Origin of the sequence: Providencia sp. 2024EL-00732, assembly GCF_044006275.1 — a bacterium.
Taxonomy (GTDB): Bacteria; Pseudomonadota; Gammaproteobacteria; order Enterobacterales; family Enterobacteriaceae; genus Providencia; species Providencia huashanensis.
Map to the genome: position 1 here is coordinate 23,183 of NZ_JBIPDG010000005.1, position 15,544 is coordinate 38,726.

Below are 15,544 nucleotides of genomic sequence, written 5' to 3' on the forward strand. Positions count from 1 at the left end.
CGAAAACACCACATTGTTAATGCCGCGAACTGGCTATTTTTCACCAATTACAATGATTTCATCTCAATTTTAGCCATCATATCCGCTAATTTATTACGATTTTTTAGCCCAACATCGGGCTGAGAAACTGATAACGCGGAAATAGCCGTCGCCATACGTAATGTATGCTCACTCGACTCCCCATTGAGTAAACCATAAGCAAGCCCAGCAACCATTGAGTCCCCAGCCCCTACCGTACTTATCACATCACAATGAGGTGGTTTGGCCAACCAAGACCCTGAGGCATTTACCCACAAAGCCCCTTCTTCTCCTAATGAAATGACAACATGAGAAATGCCCTTATCACGTAATTCATGGGCTGCTGCAATAACATCTTTTAAATCAGGAAGTTTTCTACCAACCCAGCTCTCTAATTCATGTCTATTCGGTTTTACTAACCAAGGTGATGCTTTAAGACCGGCTTTCAAGGCCTCCCGGCTACTATCAAAAATAATACATGGGCATAATTGCCGAAGTCTGGTCATCCAACGAGTAAATTCTTCAGGGTCAATACCATTTGGTAAACTGCCGCTAACGACAACCATATCAAAATGGCCTAGCCAATTTAATGACTCTGTAGAAAAGCGGTTCCAATCCTCTTTACTTACATCAAAACCTGAAAAATTAAAATCTGTTGATTCCCCATTATTTTCAGTAAGTTTTACATTAATACGTGTACGTCCCGGTACCATACTAAAGCGATTAGCCATCCCATTTTCACTGAAAAAATGTTGGAATTCTTCTTGGTTATCCTTCCCCATAAAACCACTAACTGTGATATCAATGCCTAAATCACGCAGCACTTTCGCTACGTTTACACCTTTACCACCCGCATTGAGGCTAGCGGTTTTGACTAAATTGACTTCACCAACTTCGATTGTAGAACACAGCCCTACAAGGTCGTAAGCAGGATTTAATGTAATTGTAGCAACCCGGCGAGTCATAACCACTAATCTCCCTTATCATGATTATCGTATCTTAAAATATAATCATAGTTATAACATTAAAGCATATTGTTTTCAGTGATATTTGTATTTTTCCCTGCTTGTTTTTCTGTTGTACCATGGCAAAATCAGCGCGCTAAAAAATAAAATAATCAGGAGAAAATATGTCTGAGCCTGTTAACGTCGTCGTCGGTGTCGGTGTGATCATCACCAATTCGCACGGGCAAATACTCATGGGTAAACGCAGCAGTAAACATGCCCCTTACTGGTCAATTTTTGGGGGTCATGTTGACCCTGGGGAAACTTTCGAACATTGCGCTATTCGTGAAATAAAAGAAGAAATCGGTATTGATATTCAAGCACCAACCGTATTTGGTATCAGTAATAACTTGCAAACTTATCAACAAGAAGGGAAGCATACGGTCTCTATCTGTATGCATGTTGAATACAATGGTGAAGTTGCACCTCAAATAATGGAAACAGACAAATGTGAAAGCCTAATGTGGGTTTCACCTGATGCATTACCTGAGCCTCACTTTGAAGCCAGCCGCAATGCCATTGACCTTTGGCTAAACCAGAATCTTTATCACCATAAAGCCTAATATTAACCTTTAACGTATAAACGATTTTGTTTGTACGTTTTTTATTCATCTCTTTCTTATTACTCGCTTTTTCCTATTTAATTGCCTTTACCATATTTACAACGTCATGTGCTTACCGTATCATTTAGCTAGTACAGTGAAACATTCTATTAGGAGCCACCATGGCCGTTGATACTACAACACAACACAAACGCCCTTCCATCTTGGGTGGTGCAATGATTATCGCAGGGACTGCAGTCGGTGCGGGTATGTTTTCAATTCCAATGGTGACTTCAGGTGTATGGTTTTCAGGCTCAGTCGTGCTATTAATCTATACATTTATTTGTATGTTACTTTCGGGGTTAATGATCCTAGAAGCAAATATGAATTACCCTGCTGGAGCCAGTTTTCACACTATGGTCAAAGACCTGTTGGGAACAACTTGGAATTCAATTAATAGCTTATCCGTCACCTTTGTTCTCTACATACTGACTTACGCCTACATTTCCGCGGGTAGTTCTATCATTACCGCAAACTTGTCAGGTCATATACAAATTCCACAAGCGGGTGCAGGCTTTATTTTTGCTTTCATCGTCGCTTTTATTGTTTGGCTTTCTACTCGTGCTGTAGATAGGTTAAGTACCATTTTAATCGGTGGTATGGTTATCACATTTATCATGTCAATTGGTGGGATGATCTCAACGGCTTCTCCTGCCATTTTATTTAACCAAGTTGAACAAAGTGATCATCAGTATTTACCTTACGCTCTCGCCGCATTACCTTATTTATTAACCTCTTTTGGTTATCATGGCAATGTACCTGGGCTAGTTAAATATTATAATAAAGACAGTCGCAGTGTAGTCATGAGTTTAGTGTTTGGAGCAACCATTACGGTTGTTATCTATATCTTGTGGCAGTATGCCATCCAAGGCAATATCCCACGCTCTGCCTTTATTGAGATAAGAGAAAGTGGCAATAATATTGATGCCCTGTTGACTCAAATGAATATCTCAACGAAAAACAGTTTTATTTCACAATTCCTAAACCTGTTTTCTTATATGGCGTTAGCCAGCTCATTCTTAGGTGTCTCTCTTGGCTTATTTGATTTTATTGCAGACTTCTTTAAATTTAAGGACAATCAACAAGGGCGTTTCAAATCTGTTTTAGTCACCTTTGTACCGCCTACCATCCTTGCGTTAATTTTTCCAAATGGTTTTATTTATGCCATTGGTTTTGCAGGGCTAGCAGCAACCATCTGGGCGGTAATTGTCCCTGCTCTAATGGCAAAAGCGAGCCGTGTACGCTATCCAAATAATAGTTATAAAGCACCTGGTGGAACATTTATTATTGTTTTCGTTATCTTATTTGGTGTGATTAATGCTGTAGCACATTTGCTATCTTTAGCTGGTTTACTCCCTATTTATTAACGGCCTTTGGTGAATATCGCTTTTACGCAATATTCACCATTCCCTCCCCCATAAAATTTTTCACCGAAAATTAACCGCAACATCTTGCCTAATCGCTTATCTGCGAGTAATTTTGTCGCACTCTTTTTGACAACCCCAAAGAAGGTTATTTATGGCCAAGGCCAATGAAATTAAACGCGGTTTAGCAGTTAACTATAATGGCAAATTACTACTTGTAAAAGATATTGATATTCAAGCACCTAGTGCTCGTGGCGCAAGTACCTTGTATAAAATGCGTTTTACAGATATCAAAACTGGCCAAAAAGTTGAGGAACGTTTCAAAGGAGATGATATTTTAGAAACGATTTCGTTAACACGCCGTGGAGTGACTTTTTCTTATATTGACGGTGATGAATATGTTTTTATGGATAATGAAGACTACACTCCTTACATGTTCAAAAAATCAGATATTGAAGAAGACCTATTGTTCATCCCTGAAGAGGGTTTGCCCGGAATGCAAGTGCTTACCATAGAAGGTCAAGTCTTGGCTTTAGAACTTCCTCAAACCGTTGATATGGTCATAATGGAAACAACACCTAGCATTAAAGGTGCATCAGCGAGTGCCAGAACTAAGCCTGCGACTATGGCTACAGGGCTTACTATCCAAGTTCCTGAGTATTTATCGAGTGGCGAAAAAATTCGTATCCATATCCCTGAACGCCGTTATATGGGGCGTTGTGATTAATTACAATATGTTATCTAACCTATGACCTTATATGCCTATGAATTAATTGTTCATAGGCATATGCCACAATCACTTAGCATTATCCCCTCCTAACGACCTGCTCTTCGGCTTCACTCATGTTTAATCATATTTAATCGTATAGATTCCCAATGTATGGTCTTTGTTTATCCAATTAAACTCTTGAGTTCCCTTTGAATTAGGAAGTAGTGTTGTTTGCCCTCTGAGTTTTCGAATATCAACAGACGTCGTTTTTTCATCTCCAGTATCACTCCAACATTTGGTTATCACACTTTTAGGCGTTGCTTCTATCATGCAAGGTGGCGCGACAATCGCTCCTGTAAATAAAATGACACCAGAGCTAGCACGTTTCATCCCACTATTTTTTGATGCTACTGCCGAAAAACTTGAAACCAATACTGTTACTGTAAAAATAGTCGCTACAATTTTTTTTACTGAGTTATCCATAAGAATCGCCCTCTTAAAGTTAAGTTATCGTCACTTTTCGTGATTTATTTATACTTAAAATATTTTTCACTCTGCGTGACTGAGGACGACATACTAATCTCAACGAAATATTAGTGATTTCATTTATAGTCGTAGTTTTTTATTTTTTTGAATCGTTATTACTCAAAATAAAATCACCTATTTAAATGACTTTTTTATTACCACACGAAATGCAACATCTTTAGAATTTTATCTATTAAAATCAGCCCTATATATTGTAAAAAACGTCATATTTATTGTTTACAAATCATTTTTGTATTTAACTTATAAAATAAGTATTTATTAATATGAAAAAAAACCTTGCTACTAAAATTTACCTATCCCCCAAACAGTTGATAGCTGCGGGTCGGCAACGTGCTTGCTATCAACATCCAGAGTATGATGATTTATGCATCAAAGTGCATTTAAATGGGAGAAGTGATAAAGAAACGCTACGAGAAATACGCTATTACAAGCGGTTATATAAAAAAAGTTTAAGTACCAACACTATTTCTCATTATTATGGAACCCAAGAAACTAATTTCGGCTTAGGGTATGTTTTCCAACTCATTAAAGATAAAACAGGGAATGTTTCACATACATTAGAGTATTACCTAAAAAATAAAAACATACTTTTAAAACATAAAAAAAATATGAGAATTGCCTATGAACAATTTAAAAAAACAATCTATGAAGAAGCCATAGCAACAATGGCACTAAAAACTTATAATATTGTTTATCAATTAGGCTATAAACCTCACGGACAATTTTTTATTATTGATAACCTTGGTTCAGCCAATTTGATCCCCCTAGATTATTTTTCAACCACTATTGCGCGTTCAACATTAAATCGTCGTTTCGCAGATTTTGAAAATCGGCTTTATAGAGAATTTCAAATCAAAATATAGTTTTCAATACCTGTCTTACTACCATTCATTTTTTAGATTTAAAATTAATCAAAACTTCAATATAAGTATTTTTTGTTATCAGAATACTGATAAATAAACAGTAGCTATGATTTTTTAAAGTCAATCACCTAACGGCCACCTATAATTAGTGCATGACTTGATGACTAAAAACCTTTCTAACTTAGATAAATTTAAACTTCTTTACATTAGAGGTAGATGTTAGGCATTTACTTCGTAAATAGACTGAAACAAGACGTAAGAAAATGTGAACAAGTTCATACTTTATTTACTCAAAACGGTGCAATACCGCGCAAAATGCCCTTACATATGATAGAAATCACATAAACCAATAGTGAATAGGCAGTTCTATCTAATGTTTTGTAAATTATAGACCTATTGCCTCGCCATTTCGGCTTTGTTTATGTATGCTCTTTAAGGTTTATTTTCAGGCTTGTTAGGCTACCAATTCACGTAAAATTATTTTAGTAAATATTGGTATCTGTTCTATACTCAATAAGTCATTGAAAATGGCTAAAGCGTACAACACCTAGTTTGGGTTGTTTGCTATAAATTGTTGTCATAAACATTTCTTGCGAAAAACACACTCTTATCGCCAAATGCGTTTTTCACAAGGATAGGTTTAATTTTGTCGTGTCTATTTACACGATAATGCGATAAAAGAATGGTAAGGGATATATATAAGAATGTTAACATCTGAAAAACTTAAGCGCTATGCTTGGCGCATTGTACCGGCAATTGCTATCGCCGTGACACTCACAGCATGTACCAATCCTAAGTCAGCTAAGAATACACAAAATACTGCTAAATCAGATGTACGTATGTTAAATGGTTCCGCGGGGGACTCTTTAACTATGGCATCTCAAGATGAATTCGAAGAGCTAGTACAAAGTGTTGATACTAAATCCAAAATCATGAACCAATATGCAAGCTGGAAAGGTGTTGCTTATCGCCTCGGTGGCACAACCAAAAAAGGTGTGGATTGTTCAAGCTTTGTTCAGCGCACATTTTTTGAACAGTTTGGTGTGGAACTCCCTCGCACAACCTCAGAACAAGAGTACTCGGGTAAAAGCGTAAAACGTAATAATTTAAAAGTTGGCGATATCGTTTTATTTAAAACAGGTCGCACAATGAAGCATGTTGGGATCTATATCGGCGATGAAAAATTTGTTCACGCCTCCACAAGCAGTGGCGTTATTGTTTCTGAAATGACGAATTCCTACTGGAGCAAAAGGTACTACGCTAGCCGTCGGATCATTAACGGGTCCTAACTTTCTGCCATACCTTATCCCCTTACCAATAAAAAAGCTTCCAAGTAACAGATACTGGAAGCTTTTTTATTGGTAATTCATATTTAATTTCTGAGCCTAGCGGTTGTTATTTAACGCCATCAAAAAAATGAGAGACGCTGTACGCAAAAGTGCCTAATAATATCAGTCTGTATTTTAGTAAAGCAACTTAGCAGCAGAGCAAATCGCCACCGTCTATCACCGATACATTAGCAATAACGTAAATCAATAAATAACCCATATATATTTATTTGCACTCAAATTAAGCACAATAAAAACCAGATGATAGCTCTGCAATAGCCACACCAGAGGCTTTCAAACGACACATAGCTGCTAATTCATCATTTGCGTGAATGAACAAGCACACTTCTTTCTGCCACTCCAAAATAGCATTAGCAATTTGCATATCCGATAACGACTCAGATAACTGCTGCATCGCAATACAATCTGTTGCACAGTCATGACTAAGTAATTTTAGCCCCACAAGCTTATCGCTATCGACATCATTCATAGGTACGACTTCAACATCAGTCCCTATTTTGCCTGATAACCAGCGGTAGCTTTGCGGTAGCCTGTGCACCACCGAAAGACCTGATTTTTCCACAAAGATATCCTATTAAAACATTTTAGTATTTAGCCAAGTGACCCGGGGGTTACCGCCCCACTAGACCTAACACGAGGATCGAACCAACCCTATTACGCTTATATACTATTTAAACGTGAATAAAACCCTCTTTAAACTAACTCATCGTTCAAACCGAGTTTTTAACAACCACAAAAGTAACAGTAATGTTAAATTCTAAAACCTAAATATAACATTAAAAATACAACATGTCGTTAAATTTTTGTGACACAAATCATTGCACATCAATTTTTATGGTAAATTAATTAAATATTAAATTTTTTTTGATATTTGAACTCAACATTCACCACAAAACACCTAACTTTTTTTTACATCTTTGACATAAAAACCGCAATAACTAAGCTATTTTTTGAAGTACGCACAAATTTTTGCCAACTTGTTACAGCAAAGAATACGGTGTGATAAAAAACATAAATTTAACAAATTACCTACTAACGGTAATTGATTTAGATCATTTTTCACCAAATATTTTAATCCCCCTACTTTACTATTCGTATTTAACGAATTAAAGGTGGCTATAAACATTGAGAATAGCTGTATCTTATGGGATGAACTGAATCAATTCGGAATAATCGGACAAAAGGAAGGATAGACATCTATGACATTTTCAGTTTCATCCGTGAAACTGAAAAATTAATGAAATTACTTTGTTCTTTTCGCCAATAAAACAAATAGCATGGATAATGCAACACAAGCCACCATTGACCCAACCATTGGCCATGCATTTTTAGCGGGTATCAAAGATAACAATGTTCCGACCAGAGCCCCAATTGAAAAACGAATGGTTCCAGCTAAGGAGGAGACAGTCCCTGCTATATGTGGGTAATTATCCAAGATAACAGCCATTGCGTTTGATGTGATCATCGCTATCCCACTAACATAAATGGCCACACCAATGACTAGAGTCCAAAAATCCAGCGCAAAAGCAGTCGTCGCTAACAACCATAACCCCATCACAAATTGGATAATAATGCCAAAGTACAGCATTTTTTCCGCGCCAAAATGCCTAACGTAGCGGCTATTTATTGTGGTCATAATAAATAGAAAAATAATATTGATACCAAAATAGTAGCCAAAATGCTGCGGTGACACGCCATTTAAATCAATATAAACAAATGCGCCCGCATTTAAGAACGAGAACATACCAGCGAAAGAAAATGAGCTAGCTAATATATAGAACAAAACCTGTTTAGCTCTAAATAACGTCGCAAACTGCCTGAGTGTAGTGCCGACATGGAATTTCTGCCGTTTAGCGGCAGGTAGTGTCTCTCGCACAAAACAACTCACTAAAATAACCGCTATCACTGCTGCGATTGCAATGCTCCAAAAAATCGCATGCCATGAGAACCAACGCATTAGTTCTCCCCCAAGGATCGGGGCTAATAATGGTGCAATCGTCATGACTAACACCACAAATGACATGCTTCTTGAAAATTCGTCACGAGTGAACATATCGCGCATTAATGCGTTAATCACCACACTCGCAGCCGCAGCAGCAAACCCATGTAAGAACCGTAACCAGATCAATGATTCAATGGATTCCGTGATTGCACAGGCAGCAGATGCAATAGCAAAGACAATTACACCACCTAAAATTACTGGCTTACGCCCAATGCTATCCGCCATCGGACCATAGAATAGTTGCCCAATAGCAAAACCAAAAATGTAGCTGTTAAGCGTCATCTGAATACGCCCTTCATCTACATTAAAATAATGCATCATCGTCGGAAAGCTAGGTAGGTACATATCGATAGCCAATGGCATTAACATCGATAATAAACCTAAAATTAATATCAGCCCCAAATAGGATGAACGCTGCTGTTGCACTCTTTAAACTCCTGCATTTTATTTACGTGATACATTAATACTGTTAATTTCAGCTTCAGTTAACGGCCGATACTCACCGGGCTCAAGCGAATCATCGAGCCATATTTCCCCGACTCGTTCCCGATGCAAGCCGCAAACATGGTTACCCACCGCTGCAAACATACGTTTTACCTGATGGTAGCGCCCTTCGCTAATCGTCAATCTAACATCACGTGGACTAATGATTTCAAGTTTGGCTGGCTTAGTGACGGTTTTTTCACCGTTAAGCATTACACCTTGCTCAAACTGTGCAGCCACACCATTTGCGATATCGTCACTTAATTGCACACGATAGGTTTTCTCACAATGATGTTTTGGTGATGTAATCCGATGAGACCATTGCCCATCATCAGTTAGCAATACTAACCCTGTCGTATCAATATCTAAGCGCCCTGCTGAATGAAGTTTTTGAGCGAGCGGCTCATCGATAAAATAAAGTATAGTGGGATGCGTTGGGTCATCTGTCGAGCAAATATACCCTTGGGGTTTATGCAACATAAAGTAACGAGGCCCCGTTACTTGCACAAGAACATTGCCATCATAAGCGACTTCATGGTCGGTCGTAACTTGAAAGGCTCCCGATTTGACGATTACATCATCAACTGTCACCAGCCCTGAGCGCAATTCACGCGCTACCAAACTGCGGCTTATCCCTAATTGCTGGGACAAAAATTTATCCAGTCGCATAGATTCTCTTAACTTGATGGAATGCCAGTGAGGCGTACAATAGCACTCAACTGTCAGAATATAGAATGAAAGGTTGCTGTGATTATTATCACATAATTCATTATATCAATAACCCTAGTGAAGGGATAGTTTCCTAGCAGCAACTCAGATCTTTAGACAGAGCCATGGTTTTAAATTAAATTTAACGCCTTTTTCCCAACTTATTAACTCTATACTGAATAATATGTCTTTTGTTTTACGTCCTTATCAACAAGAAGCCGTTGATGCAACAGTGCATTATTTCCGCAAGCACACCCAACCTGCGGTTATTGTTCTACCTACTGGCGCGGGGAAAAGCTTAGTCATCGCAGAGTTAGCTCGCCTTGCGCGTGGTCGTGTTCTTGTGTTAGCCCATGTTAAAGAACTCGTTGAGCAAAACCATGGAAAATACCTCGCTTATGGCTTACAGGCTGATATTTTTGCCGCTGGACTGAATCAAAAAGATTCACAAAGTAAGGTCGTATTTGGGAGTGTACAATCGGTTGCCCGGAACCTTGATGCTTTCAATACTCACTTTTCTTTAATTATCATTGATGAATGCCACCGTATCAGCCTGAATGACAAAAGCCAATACCAGCAAATTATTCAAGCCTTACAAATTCATAACCCTACGTTACGTATTTTGGGGTTAACAGCGACGCCTTATAGGCTTGCCAGTGGCTGGATTTACCAATACCACTATCATGGTATGGTGCGGGGCGATGAAAACTGTTTTTTCCGTGAATGTATTTATGAATTGCCACTACATTATATGATTAAAAATAAGTTTCTCGTCCCTCCTGAACGGTTGGATATGCCCGTTTTGCAATATGACTTTAGTCAGGTTTCACTGAGCTCATCTGGTATTTTTAATGAACAAGAGCTCAATTTATCACTTAAAAAGCAACAAAGGATCACGCCAAAAATCGTTTCTCAAATTGTTGAGTATGCAACGCCATTACAAGGCTGTATGATTTTTGCGGCAACAGTAGAACATGCAAAGGAAATACTGGGTTATCTACCTAAAAATACGGCTGCGCTTGTGACGGCAGATACCCCCGCTGCTGATAGGCAAGACATCATTCAACGTTTCAAAAACAAGCAATTACATTATTTAGTCAATGTTTCTGTATTAACCACGGGCTTCGATGCCCCCCATGTTGATGTAATAGCTATTTTACGCCCTACCGAATCCGTAAGCTTGTATCAACAAATTGTCGGCAGAGGCCTGCGACTTGCCACCGGGAAAACAAAATGCCTCATTTTAGATTATGCAGGCAACCCTCATGACCTATTTCGACCGGAAGTCGGCTCAAGTAAACCCAATTCAACGAGTGTACCCGTGCAAGTTTTTTGCCCATTATGCCAATTTGCCAATACTTTTTGGGGGAAATGCACTTCTGATGGGCAAATTATCGAACACTATGGTCGTCGCTGCCAAGGTTGGGAAGAAAATCAACACGGACAAAAACAACAATGTGAATTCCGTTTTCGATTTAAACAGTGCCCCCATTGTGGCGCAGAAAATGATATTGCCGCACGTCGTTGCCAACAATGCCAAGAAGTCCTCACTGACCCTGATGATATGCTAAAAGCTGCACTTAAATTAAAGGATGCCCTAATTTTACGTTGCGGTGGGATGCAACTGTTGACAGGGCATGATGCAAAAGGTGAATGGCTTAAGATTAATTATTATGATGAGGACGGAACCAGCGTTTCTGAAAGGTTTCGTTTAACAACACCAGCTCAGCGACAAGCCTTTGAATTTCGATTTTTACGCGAACATCAACGTGCGCCTGGGGTTCCATTTAAGTGGAATAATGCTAATGATATTTTATTACAACAATCATTATTACGTTATCCACAATTTATCGTGGCTCGGAAAAAAGAACGCTATTGGGAAATACGTGAAAAAATCTTCGATTATCAAGGGCGTTTTCGCGTTGCTGACAGCCTATCTTAAAGCTAAGGCGATCTTAATGATTGCTGGATGGCGGATTTTTCGTTAAAATGCCGCCCGCCTTCATATATCACATTCTCTGAATGAAATATTCTTAGGCCAAATCTCGAACCTGCTGCTGGGTCGCCTGTAGCAGGATTTATCTTTTCTTTTTATAGAGAAATAGTAATGTTAACTATCAATGCAATTGAACGTAAAGAGCAGGGTAAGGGTGCGAGCCGCCGCCTGCGCAGAGATAACCAACTTCCAGCTATCGTTTACGGTGGCAACCAAGAGCCTATCTCTGTGACTTTAAACCACGATGAAATCATTAACCAAGAAAGCAAAGCAGAATTTTACGAAGTTCTGAATCTGGTTATCGATGGTAAAGAAACTAAAGTAAAAGTTCAGGCTGTTCAACGTCACCCATTTAAGCCAAAAGTGACGCACATTGACTTCCTGCGCGCTTAATTAAAGCCCACAGCCGAGCTTTAGAAATTTCGGGACGCCGAGTAAATAACGCCGCAATTGCGGCGTTATTTATTTCTAGGGTATTTATTTTTAGCCTTCGCTATTCTGGCAAAGAACTAATTTTACTTCAGTAATTTTACTTACTACCACGTCGTTGTAACTGGTCACGCAAATTAGGTGGGGTACCACGAATAGTTAATGTATCAGTTACTGGGTCCCAAAAAATACGCTCCCCCATCAACATAGCATCGAAACTGATAGTGATCCCCCCTCCACTTCCTGAAAATTTGGTCAGTTGCTTTAGTGTTCCTCTATCAGCAGGAAAACTTTCTTCTAGTTGATAATCATTTTGACGTGCGAAATCATCAAAGCTTTGCTCTTCCACCATTGGCAACTCTTTTGCCAATGCCTGCAATTCAATTTCCTCGCCTGATTGAAGTTGTTCAGTACAATAACTATGGACTTGCTGGCGGTACGCTTGGCGCGTATTTTTATCCATTTGAGCATTGTCACAAAAATCATCTAACGCTTGAACTAACCCCTTATTTTGTACTTTTGCGTTTAACCCTTCAGAAGCCGCCAAGAAATCCATAAAGAAATCAGAGACTTTACGCCCTACCCGCCCTTTTAAAAAGGTTAAATAACGTTTTGATTCAGGGTTTGTTTCCCACTCGGTTAAATCAATACGAGCGACAATATCCGCATGAGGTATATCTAAATAATGTGTCGTTCCTAAATCTAAAGTGTCCGTGACAAACATGCTATCGCAACTACTCAAAACTGAAATCAAAAGATATTCAACAGCAAGGTAGCGATACTGACAGAAAAGAACGATCCCCCCTTCAGCAAAGGGGTATTTAGCGAGTTCATCCTTTAAACGTACCGTCATCGCACGGCTGAAACCTAAAAACTCTTCTTCACCTTTACGCAGTAACTTTAAAGCATCAGCCAGTTCACTTTCTTCATTAAACTCACCGAATGCTTTACTTTTTGCACTATAGACTCGGTGTAATTCTGCCATCATGTCCTGTACGACATCATCCGCTGTTAATAAAGAATCCCGTAACATCACCTCAAGGGTTTGTTCATCCCGCTTAATCAACTGATGTAAAGCTATCTGGGTAATTTCCAGACTCATTGTTGGCTCCTTTTTTATAGCAGAAATATTGTCGCGCGTATTCAAACACTGATATTATCACTCTGCAATAGAAACTATCATTTGTTCTTTTTTCAACCTCAAAATGCTGAACTAATACGCACTTTACGAATCTGAATAAACATTATTATCACTTAAACGAAAATTTGTTGCGAAGAAAGAAGAAAAAACAGCAGCTATACGCTATGATATGGAGCTTTCATTAATTTAGGATGTCTCAATTTATGCCACAATCATCTCGCTATAGTGATGAAAAAGTTGAAGGTTTACTTTCTGACCTCGTGAGTGTGTTAGAAAAAAACCATACACCTGTTGACCTTTCCCTTATGGTGTTAGGTAATATGGTAACGAATCTGCTCAATACTTCTGTTGCGCCAGCGCAACGTAAAATGATTGCAGAATCCTTTGCAAACGCATTACTTTCTTCTGTTAAAGAAGATCAATCACACTAATTGATTAATGAAATAAACAGTATGGTCACCCACCTGCGCTACCGTGACAAAGTCTCTGCCATGATTGGTTGGGGACACTGGTTTGCACTATTCAATATACTGCTTAGTCTTGTACTAAGCAGTAGCTATCTGTTTATTTTTGATTGGCCAGATACCTTAACTGGTCGTGTTTATGCTTTCGTCAGTTGGTTAGGTCATTTTAGTTTTGTGGTCTTTGCCGCTTACCTACTCATTATTTTTCCACTGACCTTTATTGTGATGTCTCAGAGGCTACTGAGGCTACTTTGTGTTGCCCTTGCGACAGCAGGGATGACACTGTTAATTTTTGATATACGTGTTTTTAGTCAGTTCGGCCTTCACCTAACACCACAAGTTTGGGATCTCGTCATCAACCCAACCAAGGGGGAGATGGCCCGTGAATGGCAGTTAATGTTTATTAGCATCCCTATTATCTTTCTACTTGAGATGCTATTTGCCACTTGGAGCTGGCAAAAACTTCGTAGCCTAAACCGGCAAACTTTTGGTAAGCCGCTTGCGAGTATTTTTATTGTGACTTTTATTATGTCACACCTTATGTATGCTTGGGCTGATGCCAACTTTTATCGCCCTATTACTATGCAACGCTATAATTACCCATTATCGCAACCAATGACGGCACGTAAGCTACTTGATAAGTATGGTTTATTAAACTTAACCGAACATCAAAACCGCGTATTCCAACAAGGTAGCCCTACGGCATTGAAACTAAACTACCCACTAAAACCGTTAAGTTACTATGACCAAGGTGCTGGCTATAACTTATTGTTGTTAGTGATTGATGACCTCGGGGACAAGTCCCAGCAGGATTCAATGAATTCACTTAATGCGTTTAAAGAGATTAGTACGCAATTTACCAACCACTATACAACGGGTTTGCGTAACGATACCGCATTATTTGGCTTATTCTATGGAATATCATCAACTTATTTTGATAACATTTTAAACGGTAGGCATCCATCCGCTTTAATTTCGGCTCTGCAACACCAAGGTTATCAATTTGGTTTATTCTCGACCGATGGATTCAATTCACCTTTATTTAGGCAAGCTATTTTATCTGACTACTCGTTACCTGCAAAAACTGCAGATAACGACAATTTAACCATCTCACAATGGAATCACTGGCTAAGTAATTTGAAACACGATTCCCCTTGGTTCTCTTTCCTTAATATTAAAGGGGCCCCTGGTAGCGCAAAAACCAATGAACAAATTAACAGTGTGATGGCTACATTAAAACGTGATGGTCGCTTACAAAATACCATTGTTATCGTGACTGCAAATTACAATAACAATGGAAAAGCAGAAAATGAATGGTTGAATAATAAACGCTTCAATCGTGACAAAATGCAAGTGCCATTATTTATTTATTGGCCAAATACACCCGCTCAACAGATTGATAAGCTTACAAGCCATCAAGATGTCATGACCACGTTAATGCAGCGTTTATTACATGTAAACAACCCGCCTGATGATTATAGTCAGGGTGAGGATTTGTTTAGTAATCAACGCGTTTATCCATGGGTGATCACTGGTGACAATGATGATGTCGTTATTACTACCGATACCGCCACGCTCTATATGGATCATAATGGTCAGTTTAATATCTACGATAAGCAAGGGGCTATCGAAAAAGACGAAAAACCAGATTTGGCTGAGCTGTTGAAAATTTTCACAGAATTAAAGCGTTTTAATGAGAATTAATGCTTAAATATCAACCAGTCGTATCATTAGTCTATTGCTTTTAGAGACAAATTGAGTAGTATAAAACAAAGTTCGGCATGTAGCGCAGCTTGGTAGCGCACCGTCATGGGGTGTCGGGGGTCGTAGGTTCAAATCCTATCATGCCGACCAACTTTTTATAGA

15 protein-coding genes and 1 tRNA gene are annotated in these 15,544 nt (G+C 38.8%); 10 read left to right on the forward strand and 6 right to left on the reverse strand.

All coding sequences use genetic code 11. From position 1 onward, the window contains the following. Nucleotides 1-47: 47 nt before the first annotated feature. Nucleotides 48-983, reverse strand: a complete 936-nt coding sequence (gene fruK, locus ACHB7C_RS10170) for a 1-phosphofructokinase (protein WP_042844300.1) — start codon at nt 981-983, stop codon at nt 48-50. Between the two features lie 164 nt (nt 984-1,147). On the opposite strand from fruK, the gene ACHB7C_RS10175 reads away from it, so the two are divergent. The 3 genes from ACHB7C_RS10175 to yeiP all read left to right on the forward strand — a co-directional run bounded on the left by ACHB7C_RS10175 (nt 1,148) and on the right by yeiP (nt 3,715). Then, complete coding sequence (locus ACHB7C_RS10175) at nt 1,148-1,585, forward strand: NUDIX hydrolase (RefSeq protein ID WP_129466077.1); 438 nt, start codon at nt 1,148-1,150, stop codon at nt 1,583-1,585. A gap of 161 nt (nt 1,586-1,746) precedes the next feature. Next, nucleotides 1,747-2,991 carry a tryptophan permease gene (mtr, locus tag ACHB7C_RS10180; protein WP_042843410.1) on the forward strand — a complete coding sequence of 415 codons (1,245 nt, stop codon included), beginning with the start codon at nt 1,747-1,749 and terminating at the stop codon, nt 2,989-2,991. A 151-nt stretch (nt 2,992-3,142) separates the two neighbouring features. Beyond that, a complete protein-coding gene (gene yeiP / locus ACHB7C_RS10185) occupies nt 3,143-3,715 on the forward strand; it encodes an elongation factor P-like protein YeiP (RefSeq protein ID WP_042843409.1) in 573 nt (190 codons plus the stop codon). Between the two features lie 120 nt (nt 3,716-3,835). Here the strand turns inward: yeiP and ACHB7C_RS10190 are convergent, their stop codons facing one another. Then, nucleotides 3,836-4,180 (reverse strand): hypothetical protein, encoded by a 345-nt coding sequence (locus ACHB7C_RS10190; RefSeq protein ID WP_042843408.1) that lies wholly within the window; start codon nt 4,178-4,180, stop codon nt 3,836-3,838. A gap of 326 nt (nt 4,181-4,506) precedes the next feature. Here ACHB7C_RS10190 and ACHB7C_RS10195 point away from each other — a divergent pair, with 326 nt between their 5' ends. Continuing rightward, nucleotides 4,507-5,106 carry a YrbL family protein gene (locus ACHB7C_RS10195; RefSeq protein ID WP_042843407.1) on the forward strand — a complete coding sequence of 200 codons (600 nt, stop codon included), beginning with the start codon at nt 4,507-4,509 and terminating at the stop codon, nt 5,104-5,106. A 704-nt stretch (nt 5,107-5,810) separates the two neighbouring features. Beyond that, entirely contained in the window at nt 5,811-6,395 is a 585-nt protein-coding gene (mepS, locus tag ACHB7C_RS10200; protein WP_166685170.1) for a bifunctional murein DD-endopeptidase/murein LD-carboxypeptidase, read from the forward strand. Between the two features lie 280 nt (nt 6,396-6,675). Here mepS and ACHB7C_RS10205 read toward each other — a convergent pair whose 3' ends face one another. The 3 genes from ACHB7C_RS10205 to rsuA form a co-directional block, all read right to left on the reverse strand. Further along, nucleotides 6,676-7,017 (reverse strand): hypothetical protein, encoded by a 342-nt coding sequence (locus ACHB7C_RS10205; protein ID WP_042843404.1) that lies wholly within the window; start codon nt 7,015-7,017, stop codon nt 6,676-6,678. A gap of 681 nt (nt 7,018-7,698) precedes the next feature. After that, nucleotides 7,699-8,883: a Bcr/CflA family multidrug efflux MFS transporter gene (locus ACHB7C_RS10210; RefSeq protein ID WP_042843402.1), complete on the reverse strand. Its 1,185-nt coding sequence runs from the start codon at nt 8,881-8,883 to the stop codon at nt 7,699-7,701. A gap of 18 nt (nt 8,884-8,901) precedes the next feature. Next, nucleotides 8,902-9,609, reverse strand: coding sequence for a 16S rRNA pseudouridine(516) synthase RsuA (gene rsuA, locus ACHB7C_RS10215; protein ID WP_129466080.1), 708 nt, complete (start codon nt 9,607-9,609; stop codon nt 8,902-8,904). 223 nt (nt 9,610-9,832) lie between these two features. Here rsuA and ACHB7C_RS10220 point away from each other — a divergent pair, with 223 nt between their 5' ends. Further along, nucleotides 9,833-11,590 (forward strand): DEAD/DEAH box helicase, encoded by a 1,758-nt coding sequence (locus ACHB7C_RS10220; protein WP_206227080.1) that lies wholly within the window; start codon nt 9,833-9,835, stop codon nt 11,588-11,590. Nucleotides 11,591-11,755: 165 nt separating this feature from the next. Further along, complete coding sequence (gene rplY / locus ACHB7C_RS10225) at nt 11,756-12,037, forward strand: 50S ribosomal protein L25 (protein WP_042843399.1); 282 nt, start codon at nt 11,756-11,758, stop codon at nt 12,035-12,037. A 136-nt stretch (nt 12,038-12,173) separates the two neighbouring features. Here the strand turns inward: rplY and yejK are convergent, their stop codons facing one another. Then, the gene (gene yejK, locus ACHB7C_RS10230) at nt 12,174-13,175 is read right to left on the reverse strand and encodes a nucleoid-associated protein YejK (protein WP_042843397.1); all 1,002 of its coding nucleotides are present in this window, start codon (nt 13,173-13,175) and stop codon (nt 12,174-12,176) included. 242 nt (nt 13,176-13,417) lie between these two features. On the opposite strand from yejK, the gene ACHB7C_RS10235 reads away from it, so the two are divergent. From ACHB7C_RS10235 to ACHB7C_RS10245, 3 genes are all read left to right on the forward strand, one after another. Continuing rightward, nucleotides 13,418-13,645: a YejL family protein gene (locus ACHB7C_RS10235; RefSeq protein WP_004911940.1), complete on the forward strand. Its 228-nt coding sequence runs from the start codon at nt 13,418-13,420 to the stop codon at nt 13,643-13,645. Between the two features lie 21 nt (nt 13,646-13,666). After that, nucleotides 13,667-15,382 (forward strand): LPS biosynthesis-modulating metalloenzyme YejM, encoded by a 1,716-nt coding sequence (gene yejM / locus ACHB7C_RS10240; protein ID WP_042843396.1) that lies wholly within the window; start codon nt 13,667-13,669, stop codon nt 15,380-15,382. Nucleotides 15,383-15,455: 73 nt separating this feature from the next. Then, nucleotides 15,456-15,532 (forward strand) — tRNA-Pro (locus tag ACHB7C_RS10245). Nucleotides 15,533-15,544: the final 12 nt, after the last annotated feature.

What these genes read in the sequence shown, in the direction of transcription:
- rsuA (WP_129466080.1), bottom strand. Translation starts at nt 9,609, where the DNA reads ATGCGACTGGATAAATTTTTGTCCCAGCAATTAGGGATAAGCCGCAGT.
- ACHB7C_RS10235 (WP_004911940.1), top strand. Translation starts at nt 13,418, where the DNA reads ATGCCACAATCATCTCGCTATAGTGATGAAAAAGTTGAAGGTTTACTT.
- ACHB7C_RS10220 (WP_206227080.1), top strand. Translation starts at nt 9,833, where the DNA reads ATGTCTTTTGTTTTACGTCCTTATCAACAAGAAGCCGTTGATGCAACA.
- rplY (WP_042843399.1), top strand. Translation starts at nt 11,756, where the DNA reads ATGTTAACTATCAATGCAATTGAACGTAAAGAGCAGGGTAAGGGTGCG.
- ACHB7C_RS10190 (WP_042843408.1), bottom strand. Translation starts at nt 4,180, where the DNA reads ATGGATAACTCAGTAAAAAAAATTGTAGCGACTATTTTTACAGTAACA.
- fruK (WP_042844300.1), bottom strand. Translation starts at nt 983, where the DNA reads ATGACTCGCCGGGTTGCTACAATTACATTAAATCCTGCTTACGACCTT.
- yeiP (WP_042843409.1), top strand. Translation starts at nt 3,143, where the DNA reads ATGGCCAAGGCCAATGAAATTAAACGCGGTTTAGCAGTTAACTATAAT.
- mepS (WP_166685170.1), top strand. Translation starts at nt 5,811, where the DNA reads ATGTTAACATCTGAAAAACTTAAGCGCTATGCTTGGCGCATTGTACCG.
- ACHB7C_RS10175 (WP_129466077.1), top strand. Translation starts at nt 1,148, where the DNA reads ATGTCTGAGCCTGTTAACGTCGTCGTCGGTGTCGGTGTGATCATCACC.
- yejM (WP_042843396.1), top strand. Translation starts at nt 13,667, where the DNA reads ATGGTCACCCACCTGCGCTACCGTGACAAAGTCTCTGCCATGATTGGT.
- yejK (WP_042843397.1), bottom strand. Translation starts at nt 13,175, where the DNA reads ATGAGTCTGGAAATTACCCAGATAGCTTTACATCAGTTGATTAAGCGG.
- mtr (WP_042843410.1), top strand. Translation starts at nt 1,747, where the DNA reads ATGGCCGTTGATACTACAACACAACACAAACGCCCTTCCATCTTGGGT.
- ACHB7C_RS10195 (WP_042843407.1), top strand. Translation starts at nt 4,507, where the DNA reads ATGAAAAAAAACCTTGCTACTAAAATTTACCTATCCCCCAAACAGTTG.